We start from the raw sequence: 21136 nt of genomic DNA, 5'->3' as shown, positions 1-21136 counted from the left end.
GGAGCGACTATGCTGTCGAAACAGGTCCCGCTCGGTATCTATGAAAAAGCGCTCCCCGGCGGGGAGTGCTGGCTGGAACGCTTGCGGCTGGCGAAGGAACTGGGCTTTGATTTTGTTGAAATATCGGTTGATGAAACCGACGATCGCCTGGCGCGTCTTGACTGGCGCCGCGAGCAGCGACTGGCGCTGGTGGCCGCTATCGCTGAGACAGGGATACGCGTACCGTCCATGTGCCTGAGCGCTCATCGTCGTTTCCCGCTTGGCAGTGAAGATGATGCGGTGCGCGAACAGGGGCTGGAGATCATGCGCAAAGCCATTCAGTTTGCGCAGGATATCGGTATTCGCGTTATTCAACTGGCGGGTTACGACGTCTATTACCAGCAGGCCAATAACGAAACGCGTCGTCGGTTTCGCGATGGGCTGAAAGAGAGCGTGGAGATGGCGAGCCGCGCGCAGGTGACGCTGGCGATGGAAATCATGGATTATCCGCTGATGAATTCGATCAGCAAGGCACTGGGTTATGCCCACTATCTCAACAATCCGTGGTTCCAGCTGTATCCCGATATTGGCAATTTGTCGGCGTGGGATAACGACGTGCAGATGGAGCTGCAGGCTGGGATGGGTCATATCGTTGCCGTACACGTGAAGGATACCAAACCCGGTGTATTCAAAAATGTGCCGTTTGGTGAAGGGGTTGTTGAGTTCGAACGTTGTTTTGCGACGCTCAAACAGAGTGGGTACTGCGGACCATACCTGATTGAGATGTGGAGTGAAACGTCGGACGACCCGGTACGTGAAGTCGCGAAGGCGCGCGACTGGGTGAGGGCGCGAATGGCCAGCGCAGGTCTGGTGGAGGCGGTGTAATGCAAAAACTTAAACAGCAGGTTTTTGAGGCCAATATGGATTTGCCGCGCTACGGGCTGGTGACGTTCACCTGGGGGAACGTCAGCGCCATTGACCGCGAGCGCGGGCTGGTGGTGATTAAACCTAGCGGCGTCGACTACCAAACGATGCAGGTAGATGACATGGTGGTTGTGGATCTGGCCGGCAACGTAGTGGAAGGGCGCTATCGTCCTTCTTCTGATACCGTCACCCATCTGGTGCTGTATCGCCGCTATTCTTCTCTCGGCGGCGTGGTGCACACCCACTCAACGCACGCGACGGCATGGGCGCAGGCGGGTCTGGCAATTCCCTCGTTCGGCACGACGCATGCGGATTACTTCTTTGGCGATATTCCCTGCACCAGGGCGTTAACTGAAGCTGAAGTTCAGGGCGAGTATGAGCTAAATACCGGTAAGGTGATTGTCGAAACGCTGGGGGAGGTGGAACCTTTGCATACGCCTGGCGTAGTGGTGTACCAGCATGGCCCGTTTGCCTGGGGCAAGGATGCTCACGATGCGGTACATAACGCCGTGGTGATGGAGGAAGTGGCAAAAATGGCATGGATTGCGCGTGGCATTAATCCGGCGCTTAGCCCCATCGACAGTTATCTGATGAATAAGCATTTCATGCGTAAGCACGGTCCAAACGCCTATTACGGACAGAAGTAACGACTAAGTCCTGGAGCCCAATCATTCAGGGGATGTTATCGATCTGGCTTCGGGACTTTTTTGCAAAAAAAGCCCCCTGTGAAGGGGGCAAATTAAACTGCAGCAATGTTCTCGTTGGTTATTTCTGGTGCTAGCGGTAAATATCTGCACTGGCGTGCATATTTCCGTTACTACCGGGTTCCCTGGTGAGGATCACGTGGTAGTAGGTTGCGCCTTGCGCATCGGTCTCTTCATTCAGGGCCTGAGTGGCTTCACTTTCAGTGGCGAAGTTATGATTTATGTAAATGACGCCTAAGCTCTGCACATCATCCATATTCCTGGCCTGATGATTGTCAATTTTGATGGCTGCCGTTGCATTTGCACTAAGCAAAAGCATAGCCAGAAGGGTCAAAACACGGGCTCGCATATGTACCTCCTCGACTGCGGTCTCTGGTTGCCTCTCTCCTGTGAGTGATTAGCTTCTGATGTAATTTTAACCGTTACCGGCGCAGTCGATAGCGACCATTTCTGATGCAGTTGTTCAAAAAATTACCGCATGACCATCTTTTCTTTTATTAACAGGCCGCTGGTGTGTACCGCGCGGTGAAAAATACCTGTCTTTCGCGCATAAGCACTTACCAAATAGTCAATTTAATCGGGTGAGTACGCCGTTTATAGTGAGCCGGATAATTAATATAACTTTATGATAATAAGGCAAAAACTTATGGATACTTCATTCATGGATTTCAGCTACTTTGTGATTATGTTTATGGTCGCGCTGGTGGCAGGCTTTATTAATGTGGTGTCGGGCGGCGGTGGTTTTCTCTCGATTGGCGCACTGTTAATTTCTGGTTTACCCCCGGCGAATGCGCTGGCAACCAATAAAATTCAGGCGCTGGGCAGCTCGCTGACCTCCGGGATTTATTTTTTACGCCGGGGGCATATCAACGTGCAGGAGCACAAGTATGTGTTTTTATCTGCCTTTATCGGTTCTGCGATGGGAACGACGCTTATCCAGTTCATTGAACCGGAACTGCTGAAGAAACTGCTCCCGATCCTGATTATCGCGGTCGCTATCTACTTTATTTTTGCGCCAAATCTCAGCGAACCGAAAAGAAAGCAGCAGGTATCCCTGTTTCTCTTCTCGTTGATCGGCGGGGGATGCATTGGTTTTTATGACGGCTTTCTCGGTGCCGGGGCTGGCTCCTTTTATACCCTCAGCTATATCCTGCTGTGGGGATACAGCATCGATAAGGCGCAAATTCACTCGAATTTTATTAACCTGGCGTCCAACATCGCCTCGATATTGTTCTTCATTTTTGGCGGTAAAATGATCTGGTCGCTGGGGCTGGTGATGTTTGCCGGGCAGTCCCTCGGCGCACGTCTTGGCGCGACGGTCGTACTAACGCGCGGCAAGAAAGTTATCCGACCCATGATTGTCATTGTCTCCATTTGCATCAGCGTCAAAATGCTGCTGGATATGTATTAATGGCGACATGATAAATAATCGTACAATTACCTTGAGTTTAGTGGCAGGCGCCAGTATTATGACGCGTCAATTTTTCAGCCGACCTTTAACACGTTCCTTGCCTCCCCGGGCCTCGGCTGACCCAGACAGGAGGCTGAATAATCCGTAAGGAGCAATTCGATGCGTCATTACGAAATCGTTTTTATGGTCCATCCTGACCAGAGCGAACAGGTTCCGGGTATGATCGAACGCTACACTGCTGCCATCACTGGTGCAGAAGGCACGATCCACCGTCTGGAAGACTGGGGCCGCCGTCAGCTGGCTTACCCGATCAACAAACTGCACAAAGCTCACTACGTTCTGCTGAACGTTGAAGCGCCGCAGGAAGTGATCGATGAGCTGGAAACTACCTTCCGCTTCAACGATGCCGTTATCCGCAGCATGGTTATGCGTACTAAACACGCTGTTACCGAAGCATCTCCGATGGTTAAAGCGAAAGACGAGCGTCGTGAACGTCGCGATGATTTCGCTAACGAAACCGCAGATGATGCTGAAGCTGGGGATTCTGAAGAGTAATTTCTGATGACCAACCGTCTGGCGTTGTCCGGCACCGTGTGCAGGGCTCCCCTTCGAAAGGTCAGTCCATCAGGAATTCCTCATTGCCAGTTCGTGCTTGAGCATCGTTCTGTGCAGGAGGAAGCCGGGTTTCACCGGCAGGCGTGGTGCCAAATGCCCGTTATTATTAGCGGACACGAAAACCAGGCCATTACTCACAGTATAACGGTCGGTAGCGCAGTGACCGTTCAGGGGTTCATCTCTTGCCACAAGGCAAAGAACGGCCTGAGCAAAATGGTTCTGCATGCCGAGCAGATTGAATTGATAGATTCTGGAGACTAGCCATATGGCACGTTATTTCCGTCGTCGCAAGTTCTGCCGTTTCACCGCGGAAGGCGTTCAAGAGATCGACTATAAAGATATCGCTACGCTGAAAAACTACATCACCGAAAGCGGTAAGATTGTCCCAAGCCGTATCACCGGTACCCGTGCAAAATACCAGCGTCAGCTGGCTCGCGCTATCAAACGCGCTCGCTACCTGTCCCTGCTGCCGTACACTGATCGTCATCAGTAATCGGTCACGGTCCATTAATACGACTTTGAGAGGATAAGGTAATGCAAGTTATTCTGCTTGATAAAGTAGCAAACCTGGGTAGCCTGGGTGATCAGGTTAACGTTAAAGCGGGCTATGCTCGTAACTTCCTGGTACCACAGGGTAAAGCTGTTCCTGCTACCAAGAAAAACGTTGAATTTTTCGAAGCGCGTCGCGCTGAGCTGGAAGCTAAACTGGCTGACGTTCTGTCTGCTGCTGAAGCTCGTGCTGAGAAAATCAACGCACTGGAAACCGTAACCATCGCGTCTAAAGCTGGCGACGAAGGTAAACTGTTCGGTTCCATCGGTACTCGCGACATCGCTGACGCTGTAACTGCAGCTGGCGTTGAAGTAGCTAAGAGCGAAGTTCGTCTGCCGAACGGCGTTCTGCGTACCACTGGTGAGCACGAAGTGAGCTTCCAGGTTCACAGCGAAGTGTTTGCTAAGCTGACTGTAAACGTAGTTGCAGAATAAGTTTTTATTCTGATTACCGCGTAAAAGCGCCGGCCTTGTGTCGGCGTTTTGCTTTTCTGTTCCCTCCGCTTTTCGCTCTGGCTATTCTTTATCCTTTTCGGGATAATCATAAAAATAAAACATTATTTCAAAGTGGTGATGGAATGGAACCAACGCACCAACCTCTGTTTGCGCGTAAAAATGTTGTCTACCTGAGCGCAGCGTTCTGCTGTCTGCTGTGGGGGAGCGCCTATCCGGCGATCAAAAGCGGATATGAGATCTTCCAGATTGCCACGGATGACATTCCTTCAAAAATTGTCTTTGCCGGCTATCGCTTCCTGTTTGCTGGATTATTGCTGCTATTGCTGGCGGTGGCGCAGCGTAAACCGATTGGCCGGTTAAGCCCGCGTCAGTACGGTCAGCTCACGCTGTTGGGACTGACGCAAACCTCGCTGCAATACATCTTCTTCTATATTGGCCTGGCGTTCACTACGGGGGTGAAAGGGTCGATCATGAACGCGACCGGCACCTTCTTCAGCGTGCTGCTGGCCCATTTTATCTATCAGAACGACAAGCTGAGCTACAACAAAGTGCTGGGCTGTATCCTGGGTTTTACCGGCGTAATGGTGGTGAACTTTAGCAGCGGACTGGATTTTAACTTCAGCCTGTTAGGGGACGGTTCAGTGGTGATGGCGGCCTTTATTCTTTCTGCCGCCACGTTATACGGTAAACGCATTTCTCAGACGGTAGACCCGACGGTAATGACAGGATATCAGTTGGGTGTCGGCGGTCTGGCGCTGGTTATCGGCGGCTACGCTTTTGGCGGCACGCTGACCGTACATGGCGCGTCATCGGTGGCGATTCTGGGCTACCTGACGTTACTCTCTTCGGTCGCTTTTGCGTTGTGGAGTATTCTGCTCAAGCATAACCGCGTGGGGATGATTGCGCCGTTTAACTTCCTGATCCCGGTTTCGGGGGCGGTTCTGTCGGCGATATTCCTCGGCGAAAACATTCTCGAATGGAAATATGCGCTGGCGCTGGTGCTGGTCTGTTCCGGGATCTGGTGGGTGAACAAGGTGAAGCGCTGACGCTTCACCTTGATGTCTGATGCGCTGTGTTTATCAGGTCTACAGGTGTGCCGGTTAACGGGCGCGAATAAAACTGCCGTTAGGTTGTCGAGTAAACAGTACCTGCTGACCATTACCGGTATCAATGGTTAATCCCGTTACCACGCCGTTGGCATTCTGCCTGATTTGTATCATCTGGCCGTCTTTCAGGTTGCTCAACGGTTTTCCGGCACCTTCAACCTGCGCCATTGCGTATACATCGGTTGGCGGGAGGTTATGGTCACGGAATACCTGCGCCAGCGTTTTGCCCGAGTCTACGCGATAGGAGCGCCACTGCTGCTCAATTCCACTATCCTGTTGGAAAGGTTGCGTCTGCGGCTGAGATTGCTGAGCCTGCGGCTGCGCGTCTGGTTCTCCTTCCTGGATTGGCTCTGGGGCAAGCGGAGCGACCTGGCCCGGATCGTTTTGCGGGGCGACCAACTGTGCCTGCAGTTGAGCTTCGGTCGGTGGCTGCGACTGTGACTGTAAATCCAGCTGGGCAGTACGCGTAACCACAGGGGCATCGCTGGTGTCACTGGAGGGCAGCAGGAAGCCTATCACCAGCACGATAGCAGCAATTATAATGCCGCGTCGGTGCATAGGCGGTAGCGGATCCATAATGCGAAAATTGTCCGGTGCATGCCAGATTTTCGCCAGGGTTGGTTTTAATTCAAAGCGCCCGGGCATGGCTTTCCTCCTGCTCCGCGTCTCGTTCCTCGATCATAGAGTATAGATGGCTAATGCTATGATGTTCGTCATATTACCCGCTTTCGTGACGTCAACGCGGGGTATTCCTATTGTTTATGTTTCCTCGCGATTTGTCATCTGTTCCCGAGACAAAGTTTTACCGGATGCGGCATGGCTGATATGCTGCCCGCTACTTTACATCCGATGAAAGGAAATATGATGGCTAACCCGACTTTTGACACTATCGAAGCGCAAGCAAGCTACGGCATTGGTTTGCAGGTAGGACAACAGCTGAGTGAATCCGGACTGGAAGGACTGTTGCCTGAAGCGCTGGTAGCGGGTATCGCTGACGCGCTGGAAGGTAAGCACCCGGCAGTGCCGGTTGATGTTGTGCATCGCGCACTGCGTGAAATCCACGAACGCGCTGATGCAGTTCGTCGCGAGCGTTTCCAGGCTATGGCGGCTGATGGCGTCAAATATCTGGAAGAAAACCGTGAGAAAGACGGTGTGAACAGCACTGAATCCGGTTTGCAGTTCCGTGTTCTGACTCAGGGCGAAGGTGCTATTCCTGCGCGTACTGACCGCGTTCGCGTGCACTACACCGGTAAACTGATCGACGGTACCGTGTTTGACAGCTCTGTCGCACGCGGCGAACCGGCTGAATTCCCGGTTAACGGCGTGATCCCTGGCTGGATTGAAGCGCTGACTCTGATGCCGGTAGGTTCCAAATGGGAACTGACTATTCCTCAGGAACTGGCTTACGGCGAGCGTGGCGCTGGCGCGTCCATTCCTCCGTTCAGCACGCTGGTGTTTGACGTTGAGCTGCTTGAGATCCTGTAAGCAGTGACTTCTGTTCCCTCCGAGGCCGGGGGGAACAAAAAAATAGCGTGAAAAGCTATAGTTACGTGGTTGTCGATATTTTATTTTGCAAATGCCTCGTTAACGTGTATTTTTGTGAGCTGATTCGCGCTATCAGAGTGATATGACACTCACTTTAAACATTAAATTAACATTATATCTAAATCTTAGTATTCATCCCGCCAATTCTTACCTAATATCGATAAGTCCTGATAATCAGGAACGTCGTATCATAGACACACTAAAGGCCGTAGAGCCTGAACAACACAGACAGGTACAGGAAGAAAAAACATGGTAGATCAGGTAAAAGTCGACGCCGCTGAAGAGGCTTCGTCTGAACAGTCGCTACGGCGCAATCTCACAAACCGTCATATTCAACTTATTGCCATTGGTGGTGCTATTGGTACCGGCCTGTTTATGGGCTCTGGTAAAACCATCAGCCTCGCCGGACCGTCGATCATCTTTGTGTATATGATCATCGGTTTTATGCTGTTTTTCGTGATGCGTGCAATGGGTGAATTGCTGCTCTCGAATCTGGAGTACAAATCTTTTAGTGATTTCGCCTCTGATCTGCTCGGGCCATGGGCCGGGTATTTTACCGGCTGGACTTACTGGTTCTGCTGGGTTGTTACCGGGATGGCAGACGTTGTCGCCATTACGGCGTATGCGCAATTCTGGTTCCCCGAACTTTCAGACTGGGTCGCCTCGCTGGCGGTGATCGTGCTGCTGCTGAGCCTCAACCTTGCCACTGTAAAAATGTTCGGTGAGATGGAGTTCTGGTTTGCGATGATCAAAATCGTCGCCATCATCGGCCTGATTGTCGTTGGTCTGGTGATGGTGCTGACGCACTTCCAGTCGCCAACCGGCGTTCAGGCATCGTTCACGCATCTGTGGAATGACGGTGGCTGGTTCCCGAAAGGTCTGAGCGGCTTCTTTGCTGGCTTCCAGATAGCCGTGTTCGCGTTTGTGGGTATTGAGCTGGTGGGAACGACCGCTGCAGAAACCAAGGACCCGGAGAAATCTCTGCCGCGCGCCATTAACTCGATTCCGATCCGTATCATCATGTTCTACGTTTTTGCGCTGATCGTGATTATGTCCGTAACACCGTGGAGCTCGGTAGTGCCAACCAAGAGCCCATTCGTTGAACTGTTTGTGCTGGTCGGTCTGCCTGCCGCGGCGAGCCTGATCAACTTTGTGGTGCTGACTTCAGCAGCCTCTTCCGCAAACAGTGGCGTGTTCTCTACCAGCCGTATGCTGTTCGGCCTGGCACAGGAAGGCGTAGCGCCTAAAGCGTTTGCCAAACTGTCTAAACGCGCAGTTCCGGCGAAAGGTTTAACCTTCTCCTGTATCTGTCTGCTGGGCGGCGTGGTGATGCTTTACGTGAACCCGAGCGTGATTGGCGCGTTCACCATGATCACTACCGTGTCGGCGATTCTGTTCATGTTCGTCTGGACCATCATTCTTTGCTCGTACCTGGTGTACCGCAAGCAGCGTCCGCACCTGCATGAAAAATCAATCTACAAGATGCCGCTAGGCAAGCTGATGTGCTGGGTATGTATGGCGTTCTTCGTCTTCGTACTGGTACTGCTGACGCTGGAAGATGATACCCGCCAGGCGCTGATCGTGACGCCGCTGTGGTTCATCGCGCTGGGTCTGGGTTGGTTGTTTATCGGTAAGAAACGTATGGCAGGTATGCGTTAATTTTAGTGCCCGGTGGCGCGATGCTTACCGGGCCTGAATTCCTTAGGCCGGATACGCGTTAGCGCTATCCGGCGATATCTTTACTCCCCGGTGAGAGCTCGCGGGAACAACACATTATTTTCCAGACTGATGTGTTCCATCAAGTCGTCGATCATCTCGTTAATGCCGTTATACATGGCTTTCCAGGTGGTGCAGGCTTCTGGCGGCGGCGTCACGTTATGGGTGATGTGTTTGATCACTTCGACCAGTTCACCGGCATCGTCATGTTCGCTTTCCATCACGCTGATTGGTCCCATCGCCTGGCTACCCATGCCCTGTTTGATCATCGGGAACAGGATCTGCTCTTCTTTCATCATGTGGCTGGACAGCTCTTCATGCAGCATGGTCAGGTTTTTCGCCAGACCGCGTGGTACGTTCGGTTTATCTGCGTGAACGCGTTCAACTTTCGTGGCCTGCAGAATCAGTTCCGGCAGCTGTTCGCGGTGTCTGTCGTGATAACGCACGATGATATGATCGATGATTTCAGCCAGTGCCACGGTACGCCAGTCTTTCTCCAGCGGCTGTTCAGCCAACTGCGCGAGCTGTGCCTCAATAACGTCTAAATCCAGCTCTTTACGCGCAGCAGCGCGTGCCAGCGTTTGCTTACCGCCGCAGCAGTAATCCATATCGTATTTACGAAACAGGGCCGAAGCGCGAGGAATAGAGAGCGCCAGTTCACCTAAAGGTTGATCGCGATAAGACATTGCCGTTACCTCATTCTCAATAATATAAGATGCATTTTAAATGCAACTTATGGCGAAGGATATAACCCTTTCGGGGTGGGGTGTTTTGTGAGGAATGTCACGAAAATTTCTTGTTTCGTTAAGGTGCTGAATCTTATTAGAAAGGAGAGGGGCGGCGAAAAAAGCCGCGCGACAGGATTAAATAAGCGCACGCCGCTGCCGATAGTTAGACCTCAGACAATACCTGCATAATAAAAGGCTACAGATGTTTAAACGAATCAAAGTGATAACCCTACTTATCACCGTGTTACTCGCCCTTGGCGCGATGCAGCTCATCTCCGCGGGCGTCTTTATTGGCGCGCTCAATAACGATAAGCAAAACTTTAACGTCTCTCAGCTTTCCAGCCAGAACGTGGCCGAGTTTACCGATGCGTGGATTAGCCTGAACCAGGCTCGCGTCACGCTCAACCGGGGCATGTTGCGTTTACAGGGAACGATGGCCAGCGAGATTAACGGCGGTCAGTTGAAGGAACTGGTGAACACGGCAAATCGCCTGTTGGCCGAATCGAAAGAGCATTACGATAAATACTACGCCCTGCCGGAAACGCCGGGGCTTGATGAACATCTGGCCGATCGACTGGAAGAGCAGTACGGCATCTATTCTGCGACGCTGGCTAAAATGAACGCGCTGCTGGCTGAAGGTAAGCTGGAAGAGATGTTCAAGCAGAATGCCGAGCAAAAGCAAACGGCCATGCAGGAAGTCTATCGGGAATGGCGTAGCGCGCAAACGGCGCTGGCCACTGCCGGGGTGCAGGACAATGAGAGTGATTACCAGAAGATAATCTGGCTGCTGTCTGCCGTGATGCTGATTGTCGTCACCGTGATTATCGCCAGCTGGCTGGCGATGCAGCGAGTGCTGCTCAAGCCTCTCCACGAAGTGATGGGGCATATTCGCCACATTGCTGCGGGTGATTTGACGCACAGCATCAACGCAGATGGCAGCAATGAGATGGCGCTGCTGGCAGTCAACGTTCGCGACATGCAGCAGGCGCTGGCGAACACAGTCAGCGTGGTGCGTGACGGGGCTGACACCATCTATACCGGTGCAGGTGAAATTGCCGCCGGCAGTAACGATCTCTCTTCACGTACCGAGCAGCAGGCCGCCTCTCTGGAAGAGACTGCTGCCAGCATGGAACAACTCACCGCTACCGTGAAACAGAATGCGGATAACGCGCGTCAGGCGACCAGTCTGGCAAAAAATGCCTCACAGACGGCGCAGAAAGGCGGAACCGTGGTTGATGGCGTGGTGCGTACGATGGATGAAATCGCCACCAGTTCCAGCAAAATCGCGCAAATTACCAATGTTATCGACGGCATTGCCTTCCAGACTAATATTCTGGCGCTGAACGCGGCAGTAGAAGCGGCGCGTGCGGGCGAGCAGGGGCGCGGGTTTGCCGTGGTCGCTGGCGAGGTCCGTACACTAGCGCAGCGTAGCGCTCAGGCGGCGAAAGAGATTAAGGCGCTGATTGATGACTCGGGGAATCGGGTAAATGCTGGTACGGCGCTGGTGCATGAAGCGGGTGAAACGATGGCGGAAATTGTGAGCGCCGTGACCCGTGTGACCGACATCATGGGCGAGATAGCCTCGGCCTCTGATGAACAGAGCCGGGGTATCGATCAGGTAGGTCAGGCGGTTGCCGAGATGGATCGCGTGACGCAGCAAAACGCCTCGCTGGTGGAGGAGTCCGCTTCCGCCGCCGCTGCGCTCGAAGAGCAGGCAGCACGACTGAATCAGACCGTAGCGGTGTTTAAAGTTTAACGTCTACTCCGGCCTACAAAATAATATCTTGTAGGTCGGATTAGCGCAGCGCCGTCCGGGCCATTATGATTGTGGAACCACGACGACGCTTGGTTTCTGTGGTTTGGCTCTGACGGCTATCACCACCCCAACAATCAGCAGCGCAATGCCGCTTACCGTCAGCAGCGGCGGGAATTCCTGGCGCAGGATAAAGGTGTACACCAGGCCAGCCAGCGTTTCGAAGACAATCAGCGGGCCGAGGATCACCGTCGGCAATTTTTGGCTGGCGACGTTCCAGCACAGTGCGCCAACCCACGAACACAATACCGCAATCGCTATCATCAGGCCGATAAACACGCCCGGACGCGGGCCGAAGGGCAGGGCAAAGTCCGGCGTTTGCCCATTCAGCCACAGGCAGGCTGCAATATAACCGAGCAGAGAAACAGGCAACGTTACCAGTGCCTGGGCCGTCGCCCACATCATCGGGTGCTTATCTGGATTCTCGCGCAGCCAGCGGGCATTACGCAGCGCATACCACGCCCAACACACTACCGAGATCAGCGCCAGCGCGATTCCAGAACCATAACGCCAGCCGCTAAAGTCGGGTAAGCCTTGATTCAGCTCCGAGATATTCACGCACAGCAGACCGATACCAATCAGCACCAGCGCAGGCGACAGACGCCACCATGATAATTTGCCGTCGCGCTGGCTGTAGAGCAGGTTAGCGAAGACCGGGATCACAACCGGCAATGTACCAATAATCATCGTTGAAACCGGCGCGCCAGTGCGCTGGATGGCGCTTGCCAGGCAAACGTAATAAATCAGATTACCCATCATCGTTAGCGCCAGCGCAGTGACCCAGTCTTTGCGCGTCAACTGACGCAAGCGCACACGTCCCAGCCAGGCAATCGGCAACGCTATCAGCCCCAGCGCCAGATAGCGCCCCATCGACTGCAATACCGCCGGATATTCCGGTACGATCAGCGGCCCAACAAAAATTAATCCCCACATCAGCCCAGCCAGCAGGGCATACAACACGCCGCTAATCATTTTTGACATCCACATCGCTTAACAATAAGTCGAGTGTAGGCAGGAAAAATGCAGCCGTATTGTATGAGATTGCTGTTCAACGCCGGACGACTTGTTTCTGATAACGTACCGGCGTAATACCGTAGCGATGGGTAAACGCGCGGGTGAGATGCGACTGGTCGGTGAGGCCGGTTGCGGCAGCGACCTCCGCGGCGGGCATTCCGTGAGTGAGAAAACCTTTGGCTCGCCACAGGCGGATCGCCATCAGCATCTGGTGCGGCGTGACGTGGAAATGAGATTTAAACTGGCGCTGAAAATGCCAGGGGCTCAGCGCTGCAACCCGCGCCAGTTCGTCGAGCGTGACCGGGTGCATATAATTATCGTGCAAATACTCGCGTACCTGTTCAAAGCGATGCGCTCCCTCCGGTAATACCGGCGCATGGCGGGCCAGCGGCTGGAACGTGTCGATCAGATCGAGTAATAGCCCTTTTTGCGCCAGCGGATCCTCAGTGTTCCACAGGCCATGGATCAGCGAGCAGATCTGGCGCGAGCGTAGCGGATCGTGACGCGTTACGTCATGAAACCACCAGTGGCGGATCCCGGTGACTTCTTCCAGAAGCTCGGGCTCAAGATAGATCATCCGATAGCGCCAGCCGTCGGCGGTTTCCGCTTCGCCGGTATGTAGCTCATCGGGATTCATGGTGACGACGGAATGGGCGTGGGCCACGTACTGCGTGCCGCGATAGCGAAAACGTTCGGCTCCGGCTTCTATCGCGCCAATACCAAACGCTTCATGGGTGTGGGGTTCAAAGGCGTAACGCGAGATGTGCGCATGATACAGCTCAACGCCCGGCACCTGTGCCAGATGGCGAAAGCGGGCGCTGTCTTTCTCATCAATAAACTGCTCAGGTACACCTTGCACGTCTTCTCTCCCCACGCATCATCATGTCATTATCAGAGAGGATGCGCGGGGATGCCACCACAATTAACTAATTTTTAACACTTACACGATGCCTTTGACGCTGTCTGCCAGCGACGTTGTTGGGCGACCAATCAGTTTGCTCAGCGTATGGCTGTCGTCGAAGAGGCCACCTTTAAAGGCACCAACGTCTGAGTCAGCCAGCATGTCCGCCAGTCCGGCAGGCAGACCTACACTTTTCAGCGCGGCCGCAAAATCAGCTTCGCTCAGATTTTGATACACCACTTTTTTACCGCTCTGTTTTGCCAGTTCGGCCGCCAGCTGGCTCAGGGTCCAGCCTGCGTCGCCCGCCAGTTCATAGATTTTACCGGCATGACCGTCTTCACTGATGACGCGCGCGGCGGCAGCGGCATAGTCGGTACGGGTCGCCGAGGCAATTTTGCCTTCTCCCGCCGCCCCAATAAACACGCCGTGTTCCAGCGCGGCTGGTGCGCTGGCGAGATAGTTTTCGGTGTACCAACCGTTACGCAGCAGCGCGTACGCGATACCGGATTCAGCCAGCATCTTCTCGGTTGCGACATGCTCATCAGCCAGCCCCAGCGGGGAGCGATCGGCGTGCAGCAGGCTGGTGTAGGCGATAAATTTCACGTGGGCCGCTTTCGCCGCGTTAATCACGTTGCGATGCTGCGGGGCACGTTGTCCCACTTCGCTGGAGGAGATTAGCAGTAACTTGTCTGTCCCCTGTAAGGCCGTGGTAAAGGCAGCTTCATCGCTGTAATCCGCCTGACGAACGGTAATGCCCTGCTGGCTAAGCGCCGTCGCTTTAGCAGGATTACGCACAATAGCCACAATCTGGCTGGCAGGAACGGTTTTCAGTAGCGTTTCAATAACGTGTTGGCCCAGTTGGCCAGTGGCACCAGTAATCGCGATCATAGGATAACTCCTTTGGTATTGGTCTTGTGTTTAATCACATTAACACCTAAACTTACTTTTAGTAAGTACGTACAAAAAGGTTAGTATGAAAATGACAGCTTTGACGCTCTCCCAGCAATTACGTGATGGCAATTTGTTTGCCGAGCAGTGTCCCTCCCGCGAGGTGTTAAAACACGTCACCAGCCGCTGGGGTGTATTGATTCTGGTGGCGCTGCGCGACGGTACGCACCGCTTCAGCGATTTGCGCCGTAAGATGGGCGGCGTCAGTGAAAAAATGCTGGCGCAATCCCTGCAGGCGTTAGAACAGGACGGGTTTATCAATCGGGTGTCATATCCGGTGGTACCGCCGCATGTGGAGTATAGCCTGACACCGTTGGGTGAGCAGGTGAGCGAAAAAGTCGCAGCGCTGGCGGACTGGATAGAGGTGAATTTGCCGCAGGTTTTGGCAAATCATACCGTTAAGAACGAAGACGTCCCGGCATCAGCGTAAACGACCCGGTCGGGCTTGCCGGATGGCGCAGTGCCACCCGGCGTGGTCTTACTTACTCAAATCCAACTGATAAATGGCGAAGCCGATGTCATCGGTAGCGACTTTCTTCAGTGGATACTGGCCTTTCTCTTTGATAAACGCAGCGGCTTTATCAGACGGTGATGTTTCAAAGCGAATATCCAGTTGTGTCTCGCTGTGAATCGGCGCCAGACGCCAGTTGTTATCTGCCGCCGGATGAATTTCGCCTGCGCTCTTTGTCTGGGAACCTATCCATGCTGCCAGCACCGAGCGGTTTTCATCTGGTGATGCAAACGCGATGTGGCTGTCGCCGGTCCCGGCAAACTTACCGCCGTAGGCGCGGTAGTTGTTGGTCGCGACGAGGAAGGTTGCGTTCGGATCGATCGGTTTGCCGTTAAAGGTCAGATTTTTAATACGCTCCGCTTGCGGGTTAATCGTCTGGCATTCACCGTCATAGCGAGCAGGTTGTGAAACATCAATCTGATAATTCACGCCGTCAATCACGTCGAAGTTATAGGTACGGAAGCCATCCCAGTTAATTAACGACTGTGGTTTGCTGCTGTGGATATCAATCTGATTAAACTGCCCGGCGGAACATTCCAGCCACTCTTTCACCTCTTTACCGCTGGCTTTCACCACGACCAGGGTATTGGGATAGAGATACAAATCAGCGGCGTTACGGAAGGTAAGCTGACCTTTTTCGACTTCGACAAAGCTGGCCGGATCGTTCTTGCGTCCACCGACTTTAAACGGTGCAGCGGCGGAAAGTACCGGTAGTTTCGCCAGGTCCGGATCGCCCTGGATAAAATGTTCCACATAGGCTTTCTGCGCATTATTCACCACCTGCACGGTCGGGTCGTCCTGAACCAGCGCCAGATAGCTGTACATGTTGTCGGCAGATTTACCGATTGGCTTGCTGACAAATTCACGCGTGGCATCGTGATCGGCTTTTAGGATCTCAACGATTTTTTGGTCTTCGCCAGCCAGTGATTTTTTGGCCGCGGCGTCATAAATCGGGCGCGCCTGCGCTTTCCCCTGCGTAACCTGCCATTTACCGCTGTCGTTATTCAGCACTAAATCCACCACGCCCAGGTGATCGCCCCACATGCCCGGCATCACCGCAGGAACGCCATTGAGCGTACCTGTTGTGATATCTGCGCCTTTGATGTTGGCAAAGTCTTTCCCCGGGAAAACGGCGTGAGCGTGACCAAACATAATGGCATCCACGCCCGGAACTTCACTGAGGTAGTAAACGGAGTTTTCCGCCATCGCCTGGTATGGGTCGGCAGAAAGCCCGGAGTGAGCAACCACCACCACGACATCGGCACCTTTGGCTCGCATTTCCGGCACGTATTTACGTGCGGTTTCCGTAATGTCATTCACCGTCACTTTGCCGCTGAGGTTGGCTTTATCCCAGGTCATGATCTGCGGCGGCACAAAACCGATATAGCCAATTTTCAGCGTCTGCTTGTTTCCTTCCTGATCGACAACCTCAGTCTCTTTGATCAGATAAGGATTAAACAGCGGCTTTTTGGTCTTAACGTCGATGATATTGGCGTTAACGTAAGGGAACTTCGCCCCGGCTAGCGCGTTGTGCAGATACTCAAGACCGTAGTTAAATTCATGGTTGCCAAGGTTACCCACTGCGTAATCCAGCGTATTCAGTGCCTTATATACCGGATGCGTTTCGCCCGCTTGCAGCCCCTTGGCCGCCATATAATCCCCGAGCGGGCTGCCCTGAATCAGATCACCGTTATCAACCAGCACGCTGTTTTTGACTTCACCACGTGCTGTGTTGATCAGGCTTGCCGTACGAACCAGGCCAAATTTTTCAGTCGGCGTATCTTTGTAATAATCGAAATCCATCATATTGCTATGTAAATCAGTGGTTTCCATTATACGCAGATCGACGGTCGCGGCATTGACGCTGGCTGCAATCAGCGTGGCCAGAAACGTTGCACTAAACTTAATCATCAGGGGCATCCTTTTAAGATCTAAGCCACAAAAGAAAATGTATATAAATCTTCTTGCTTACAGAACTGTGAATCATGACATGAATATAGCGTTTAAAACCGCAGACGCTATCACAGTTGGCGGATCCTTTGGCGATCGGGTATAAGTAAAACAACGAGTTAACACCACGACAGAAACGAGGTGGAGAATGTTAGAACATGTATGCCAGCTTGCACGGAATGCGGGCGATGCCATTATGCAGGTCTACGATGGAATCAAACCGATGGAGATTACCAGCAAGCAGGACGATTCTCCGGTCACGGCGGCGGATATCGCCGCGCATACGGTGATCCTCGAAGGATTACTGGCGCTGACGCCGGATATTCCGGTCCTGTCTGAAGAAGCGCCGCCTGGCTGGGATGTTCGCCAGCACTGGCAGCGCTACTGGCTGGTAGACCCGCTGGACGGTACCAAAGAGTTCATTAAGCGTAACGGTGAATTCACCGTCAATATTGCGCTTATCGAGCAAGGAAAGCCGGTACTGGGCGTGGTTTACGCGCCGGTGATGAAAGTGATGTACAGCGCGGCAGAAGGTAAAGCGTGGAAAGAAGAGTGCGGCGTGCGCAAACAAATCCATGTTCGTGACGCGCGTCCGCCGTTGGTGGTGATTAGCCGCTCGCATGCTGACAATGAGTTAAAAGAGTATCTGCAACAGTTGGGTGAGCACCAGACCACGTCGATTGGCTCATCGCTGAAGTTCTGCCTGGTGGCGGAAGGGCAGGCACAGCTGTACCCACGTTTTGGGCCAACTAACGTATGGGACACTGCCGCTGGCCACGCCGTTGCTGCCGCAGCCGGGGCGCACGTTCACGACTGGCAGGGGAAATCTCTGGATTACACCCCACGTGAATCATTCCTCAACCCCGGCTTCCGCGTTGCTATTTACTGAGTAATTTGTGCAGCAGGGCAATAACCTGCTGCACCTCTTCCTGCGTCAACGCACCATCTTTTGCCCACTGAACGCGTCCGTCCTTATCAAGTACGGCGATAGCGGAGCTCTCTTCATCCAGTTGCCAGGCTTTACGCGCAATGCCATTGCTGTCGACAATAAATTGTGACCACGGGTAGAGCTTCTTATTGCTCTCCAGACTGCTGCGCACAAACATACCTGAGCCAGGAATGGCGTCATCGGTGTTGACGATCGTGGTGGTCTGGTATTTGTCGTGCGGCAGGTTGGCCGCTTTGATTGCCTCGATCAGCGTAGCATTTTTCTCTTTGGCGGAGGTGCGTCCGGCAATGTGTTGCACAATTCGCACTTTCCCTGGCAGCTGCGCGCTATTCCAGCTTTTGTAGCTAAACTTATCGTTATCGAGAATCAGTTCGCCACGATCGGCGATCCCCACCGGCGGTACGCGCTGGTTAGTCTCAAACGAATGCGCGGAGGCAATCATCGGCAGCAGCAGGCACGACAGCGCCAGCAGTTTTTGTAAGGTCATAGGTTTTCCTTCTTTCTTTATTTTGCAGGTGATCCGACCACTTGGGCCTGGAATTTAATCATATGTGCGATTGATGCTTTTTCCCGCAAGCGCGATGCCAGTTTGCGGACGGGCGCACAAATCCTGCGAAAAATGAAGGCTTATACTGAAGACAGCGAAGCGTTGAAAAGATAATTCTGAATATTTGTAACCTGAAGGTAAATAAACTTATACACGCTGGAAACATGAGCGAGATAGTCTATAGTCATAGGGCATTAAAATTTGCGCCTGAGGATTGTCGGACCGATTGTGGTACCGCAAAGGCGTAATGCTCAGCAGGAGACAACAATGAAAATTTTCCAACGATACAACCCGCTGCAGGTGGCGAAGTACGTGAAGATCCTGTTTCGTGGACGGTTATATATCAAGGATGTAGGCGCTTTTGAATTTGATAAGGGTAAGATTCTTATCCCAAAAGTGAAGGACAAACTGCATTTTTCCGTGATGTCCGAAGTTAACCGTCAGGTCTTGCGTCTGCAAACTGAGATGGCTTGATCAAAGTGCTATGCGGTAGTTAAAAAAACGGCTCCTGGATGGGAGCCGTTGATGTTTCTGCAGGACGTTAAGACGCCTTTGCCTCTTCTTTTGCATCCGGCAGTTTCGGTACCAGTACGGTAGGTTTACTGTCCAGACGCGTCACCAGCAGCTGATCGATCTTGTAGTTATCGATATCCACCACTTCAAATTTGTAGCCTGAATACTTCACCGAGTCGGTGCGTTTCGGGATTTTACGCAGCATGAACATCATAAAGCCGCCGATGGTTTCATAGTTGCCGGACTGCGGGAACTCATCGATATCCAGGACGCGCATAACGTCATCAATCGGCGTACCGCCATCGACTAACCATGAGTTTTCATCGCGCGCCACGATCTGCTCTTCCAGACCCTGACCGACTAAATCGCCCATCAGCGTAGTCATAACGTCGTTGAGCGTGATAATCCCCACCACCAGCGCGTACTCGTTCATGATGACGGCAAAGTCTTCGCCTGCGGTTTTGAAGCTTTCCAGCGCTTCAGAGAGCGTCAGCGTATCCGGCACAATCAGCGTATTGCGGATCTGTACGCCACTGTTCAACGCCATGCTTTGGTTCGCCAGTACGCGGTTGAGGAGATCCTTTGAATCGACATAGCCAATGATGTGGTCGATATCTTCGTTACACACCAGGAATTTGGAGTGTGGGTGTTCCGCCACCTTGTTCTTCAGGCTTTGCTCATCTTCGTGGAGATCGAACCAGATAATATTCTCGCGCGAGGTCATGGAAGACGGTACGGTACGGGATTCCAGTTCGAACACATTTTCTATCAGCTCATGTTCCTGCTTACGCAGAACCCCTGCTAACGCACCCGCTTCGACCACGGCGTAAATATCGTCCGAGGTGATGTCGTCTTTACGCACCATCGGGATCTTAAACAGACGGAAGATGTTATTTGCCAGACCGTTAAAGAACCACACCAGCGGGCGGAAGACGAGCAGGCAGAAGCGCATCGGGTTGATGATACGCAAAGCCACAGCTTCTGGCGCAATCATACCGATGCGTTTCGGAGTTAAATCCGCGAACAGGATGAACAGGCCAGTAACCAGCGAGAACGACAGAATAAAGCTTAACTGTTCGGACAGCTCTGGAGTGAAGTACTTCGAGAAAAGGCTGTAAAACGCCGGGGAGAATGCCGCATCACCGACAATACCACCGAGAATAGCGACCGCGTTAAGGCCAATTTGCACGACGGTAAAAAACATGCCGGGGTTTTCCTGCATCTTCAAAACACGTTGTGCGTTTACGTTGCCTTCATCGGCAAGCAGTTTAAGTTTTATTTTGCGTGATGCAGCAAGCGAGATCTCGGATATCGAGAAAAACGCACTCACGGCGATCAGGCAGAGAATGACTAAAATACTGTTTAACATATCTTATCCGACCGTTAAGGCCAGATCCTCGGAAGGGATAAATTGATAAATCCGTGTGAAATACACATTGAAAACCGGTCCGAAGGGAGTGGACCGGCAATTTCAGGAGCTAGTATAGCGTAAGGTACTGTAAAGCCGCCAGAGGGTGGCGATTATCCTTGTGGCGGCAGACAAACGCCAATCCCACCAATGCCACAGTACCCATAAGGATTTTTATGCAGATACTGCTGGTGATCGTCCTCGGCATAGTAAAACGGGGTTGCGGTAGTGATTTCCGTTGTAATGGTGCGCTCGTCGCCAGCGGCGGTCATTGCTGCCTGAAAACGCTCAAGGCTTGCCTGTGCCGCGACGGTTTGCTCCGGCGTTAACGGGTAAATGGCGGAGCGATACTGCGTCCCCTGGTCGTTCCCCTGACGCATGCCCTGCGCCGGGTCGTGATTTTCCCAGAACACCTGCAGCAGTTGCTCGTAGCTGATAACATGCGGGTCATAGACGACGCGCACCGCTTCGGCGTGTCCGGTACCGCCGGAACACACTTCCCGATAGGTTGGGTTAGGGGTGTAGCCGCCGGTATATCCGGCCGCTGTGCTGTATACCCCGGGTAATGACCAGAATAAACGTTCAACGCCCCAGAAACATCCCATGGCGAAAAAGGCTATCTCCATACCGTCGGGCACGTTGGTCATCGAATGTTGGTTAACCGCATGCAGCGTTGCCACTGGCATCGGGGTGTTGCGTCCAGGTAGGGCATCTGCTTGAGTAACAAGATGCTTTCTATCAAATAAACTCATGGCCGTTCTCCCGAAATCAGTCATTTGGGTTAAGGTTGTAACGAGACGCGTCTTTGCCCACAATAAACGGCGTGAATACGTCTAGAGTTAAACATAA

At 52.9% G+C, this 21136-nt stretch carries 24 protein-coding genes; 14 read left to right on the top strand and 10 right to left on the bottom strand.

The window, feature by feature from the left end:
- The first annotated feature begins 9 nt into the window (after positions 1 to 9).
- Positions 10 to 864, top strand: a complete 855-nt coding sequence (locus HVZ39_RS22290; RefSeq protein WP_181632990.1) for an L-ribulose-5-phosphate 3-epimerase — start codon at positions 10 to 12, stop codon at positions 862 to 864.
- On the top strand, positions 864 to 1550 hold the full coding sequence (locus HVZ39_RS22285) for an L-ribulose-5-phosphate 4-epimerase (RefSeq protein WP_181632989.1): 687 nt from the start codon (positions 864 to 866) through the stop codon (positions 1548 to 1550). The genes HVZ39_RS22290 and HVZ39_RS22285 overlap by 1 nt, the downstream gene beginning before the upstream one ends.
- A 130-nt stretch (positions 1551 to 1680) precedes the next feature.
- On the opposite strand, the gene yjfY is transcribed toward HVZ39_RS22285, so the two are convergent.
- On the bottom strand, positions 1681 to 1956 hold the full coding sequence (yjfY, locus tag HVZ39_RS22280; protein WP_016155520.1) for a DUF1471 family protein YjfY: 276 nt from the start codon (positions 1954 to 1956) through the stop codon (positions 1681 to 1683).
- 297 nt (positions 1957 to 2253) lie between these two features.
- On the opposite strand from yjfY, the gene HVZ39_RS22275 reads away from it, so the two are divergent.
- From HVZ39_RS22275 to HVZ39_RS22250, 6 genes are all read left to right on the top strand, one after another.
- Positions 2254 to 3018: a TSUP family transporter gene (locus HVZ39_RS22275; protein ID WP_016151432.1), complete on the top strand. Its 765-nt coding sequence runs from the start codon at positions 2254 to 2256 to the stop codon at positions 3016 to 3018.
- Positions 3019 to 3177: 159 nt separating this feature from the next.
- Complete coding sequence (gene rpsF, locus HVZ39_RS22270) at positions 3178 to 3573, top strand: 30S ribosomal protein S6 (protein WP_016151433.1); 396 nt, start codon at positions 3178 to 3180, stop codon at positions 3571 to 3573.
- Between the two features lie 6 nt (positions 3574 to 3579).
- The gene (gene priB / locus HVZ39_RS22265) at positions 3580 to 3894 is read left to right on the top strand and encodes a primosomal replication protein N (RefSeq protein WP_003025674.1); all 315 of its coding nucleotides are present in this window, start codon (positions 3580 to 3582) and stop codon (positions 3892 to 3894) included.
- A gap of 4 nt (positions 3895 to 3898) precedes the next feature.
- Positions 3899 to 4126 (top strand): 30S ribosomal protein S18, encoded by a 228-nt coding sequence (rpsR, locus tag HVZ39_RS22260; protein ID WP_000135199.1) that lies wholly within the window; start codon positions 3899 to 3901, stop codon positions 4124 to 4126.
- A 41-nt stretch (positions 4127 to 4167) separates the two neighbouring features.
- A complete protein-coding gene (gene rplI / locus HVZ39_RS22255) occupies positions 4168 to 4617 on the top strand; it encodes a 50S ribosomal protein L9 (RefSeq protein WP_003025676.1) in 450 nt (149 codons plus the stop codon).
- A 143-nt stretch (positions 4618 to 4760) separates the two neighbouring features.
- Positions 4761 to 5684, top strand: coding sequence for a DMT family transporter (locus HVZ39_RS22250; protein ID WP_016151434.1), 924 nt, complete (start codon positions 4761 to 4763; stop codon positions 5682 to 5684).
- 54 nt (positions 5685 to 5738) lie between these two features.
- Here the strand turns inward: HVZ39_RS22250 and HVZ39_RS22245 are convergent, their stop codons facing one another.
- Entirely contained in the window at positions 5739 to 6389 is a 651-nt protein-coding gene (locus HVZ39_RS22245; RefSeq protein WP_019078213.1) for an OapA family protein, read from the bottom strand.
- Between the two features lie 219 nt (positions 6390 to 6608).
- Between HVZ39_RS22245 and fklB the strand changes: the two genes are divergently transcribed.
- Positions 6609 to 7229, top strand: coding sequence for an FKBP-type peptidyl-prolyl cis-trans isomerase (fklB, locus tag HVZ39_RS22240; protein WP_029139741.1), 621 nt, complete (start codon positions 6609 to 6611; stop codon positions 7227 to 7229).
- Between the two features lie 309 nt (positions 7230 to 7538).
- Positions 7539 to 8948, top strand: coding sequence for a D-serine/D-alanine/glycine transporter (gene cycA / locus HVZ39_RS22235; protein ID WP_016151437.1), 1410 nt, complete (start codon positions 7539 to 7541; stop codon positions 8946 to 8948).
- 80 nt (positions 8949 to 9028) lie between these two features.
- On the opposite strand, the gene ytfE is transcribed toward cycA, so the two are convergent.
- Positions 9029 to 9691: an iron-sulfur cluster repair protein YtfE gene (gene ytfE / locus HVZ39_RS22230; protein ID WP_181632988.1), complete on the bottom strand. Its 663-nt coding sequence runs from the start codon at positions 9689 to 9691 to the stop codon at positions 9029 to 9031.
- Between the two features lie 244 nt (positions 9692 to 9935).
- On the opposite strand from ytfE, the gene HVZ39_RS22225 reads away from it, so the two are divergent.
- Positions 9936 to 11489: a methyl-accepting chemotaxis protein gene (locus HVZ39_RS22225; RefSeq protein WP_046275835.1), complete on the top strand. Its 1554-nt coding sequence runs from the start codon at positions 9936 to 9938 to the stop codon at positions 11487 to 11489.
- A 63-nt stretch (positions 11490 to 11552) separates the two neighbouring features.
- Here the strand turns inward: HVZ39_RS22225 and HVZ39_RS22220 are convergent, their stop codons facing one another.
- The 3 genes from HVZ39_RS22220 to HVZ39_RS22210 form a co-directional block, all read right to left on the bottom strand.
- Positions 11553 to 12518, bottom strand: coding sequence for a DMT family transporter (locus HVZ39_RS22220; RefSeq protein WP_016151440.1), 966 nt, complete (start codon positions 12516 to 12518; stop codon positions 11553 to 11555).
- A 76-nt stretch (positions 12519 to 12594) separates the two neighbouring features.
- Complete coding sequence (locus tag HVZ39_RS22215) at positions 12595 to 13419, bottom strand: AraC family transcriptional regulator (RefSeq protein WP_181632987.1); 825 nt, start codon at positions 13417 to 13419, stop codon at positions 12595 to 12597.
- A gap of 81 nt (positions 13420 to 13500) precedes the next feature.
- A complete protein-coding gene (locus tag HVZ39_RS22210; RefSeq protein WP_181632986.1) occupies positions 13501 to 14349 on the bottom strand; it encodes an SDR family oxidoreductase in 849 nt (282 codons plus the stop codon).
- 85 nt (positions 14350 to 14434) lie between these two features.
- Here HVZ39_RS22210 and HVZ39_RS22205 point away from each other — a divergent pair, with 85 nt between their 5' ends.
- Positions 14435 to 14839 carry a helix-turn-helix domain-containing protein gene (locus tag HVZ39_RS22205; RefSeq protein WP_016151443.1) on the top strand — a complete coding sequence of 135 codons (405 nt, stop codon included), beginning with the start codon at positions 14435 to 14437 and terminating at the stop codon, positions 14837 to 14839.
- A gap of 48 nt (positions 14840 to 14887) precedes the next feature.
- On the opposite strand, the gene cpdB is transcribed toward HVZ39_RS22205, so the two are convergent.
- The gene (gene cpdB / locus HVZ39_RS22200) at positions 14888 to 16831 is read right to left on the bottom strand and encodes a 2',3'-cyclic-nucleotide 2'-phosphodiesterase (RefSeq protein ID WP_181632985.1); all 1944 of its coding nucleotides are present in this window, start codon (positions 16829 to 16831) and stop codon (positions 14888 to 14890) included.
- 187 nt (positions 16832 to 17018) lie between these two features.
- On the opposite strand from cpdB, the gene cysQ reads away from it, so the two are divergent.
- Positions 17019 to 17759: a 3'(2'),5'-bisphosphate nucleotidase CysQ gene (cysQ, locus tag HVZ39_RS22195; RefSeq protein WP_016151445.1), complete on the top strand. Its 741-nt coding sequence runs from the start codon at positions 17019 to 17021 to the stop codon at positions 17757 to 17759.
- On the opposite strand, the gene HVZ39_RS22190 is transcribed toward cysQ, so the two are convergent.
- Positions 17749 to 18306: a YtfJ family protein gene (locus tag HVZ39_RS22190; RefSeq protein WP_181632984.1), complete on the bottom strand. Its 558-nt coding sequence runs from the start codon at positions 18304 to 18306 to the stop codon at positions 17749 to 17751. The two genes, cysQ and HVZ39_RS22190, sit on opposite strands and share 11 nt — an antisense overlap.
- A 327-nt stretch (positions 18307 to 18633) precedes the next feature.
- On the opposite strand from HVZ39_RS22190, the gene HVZ39_RS22185 reads away from it, so the two are divergent.
- Positions 18634 to 18840, top strand: a complete 207-nt coding sequence (locus HVZ39_RS22185) for a DUF1107 domain-containing protein (protein ID WP_003025710.1) — start codon at positions 18634 to 18636, stop codon at positions 18838 to 18840.
- 67 nt (positions 18841 to 18907) lie between these two features.
- On the opposite strand, the gene HVZ39_RS22180 is transcribed toward HVZ39_RS22185, so the two are convergent.
- Both HVZ39_RS22180 and msrA read right to left on the bottom strand, forming a co-directional pair.
- The gene (locus HVZ39_RS22180; RefSeq protein ID WP_003830418.1) at positions 18908 to 20248 is read right to left on the bottom strand and encodes a hemolysin family protein; all 1341 of its coding nucleotides are present in this window, start codon (positions 20246 to 20248) and stop codon (positions 18908 to 18910) included.
- 152 nt (positions 20249 to 20400) lie between these two features.
- Entirely contained in the window at positions 20401 to 21039 is a 639-nt protein-coding gene (gene msrA, locus HVZ39_RS22175) for a peptide-methionine (S)-S-oxide reductase MsrA (RefSeq protein WP_181632983.1), read from the bottom strand.
- Between the last annotated feature and the right edge of the window lie 97 nt (positions 21040 to 21136).

The organism is Citrobacter sp. RHB35-C21, from assembly GCF_013816515.1.
In the GTDB taxonomy this organism is placed as follows: domain Bacteria; phylum Pseudomonadota; class Gammaproteobacteria; order Enterobacterales; family Enterobacteriaceae; genus Citrobacter; species Citrobacter braakii.
The sequence above is the reverse complement of the archived record's forward strand: the minus strand, read 5'-3'. Positions and strand labels throughout refer to the sequence as shown.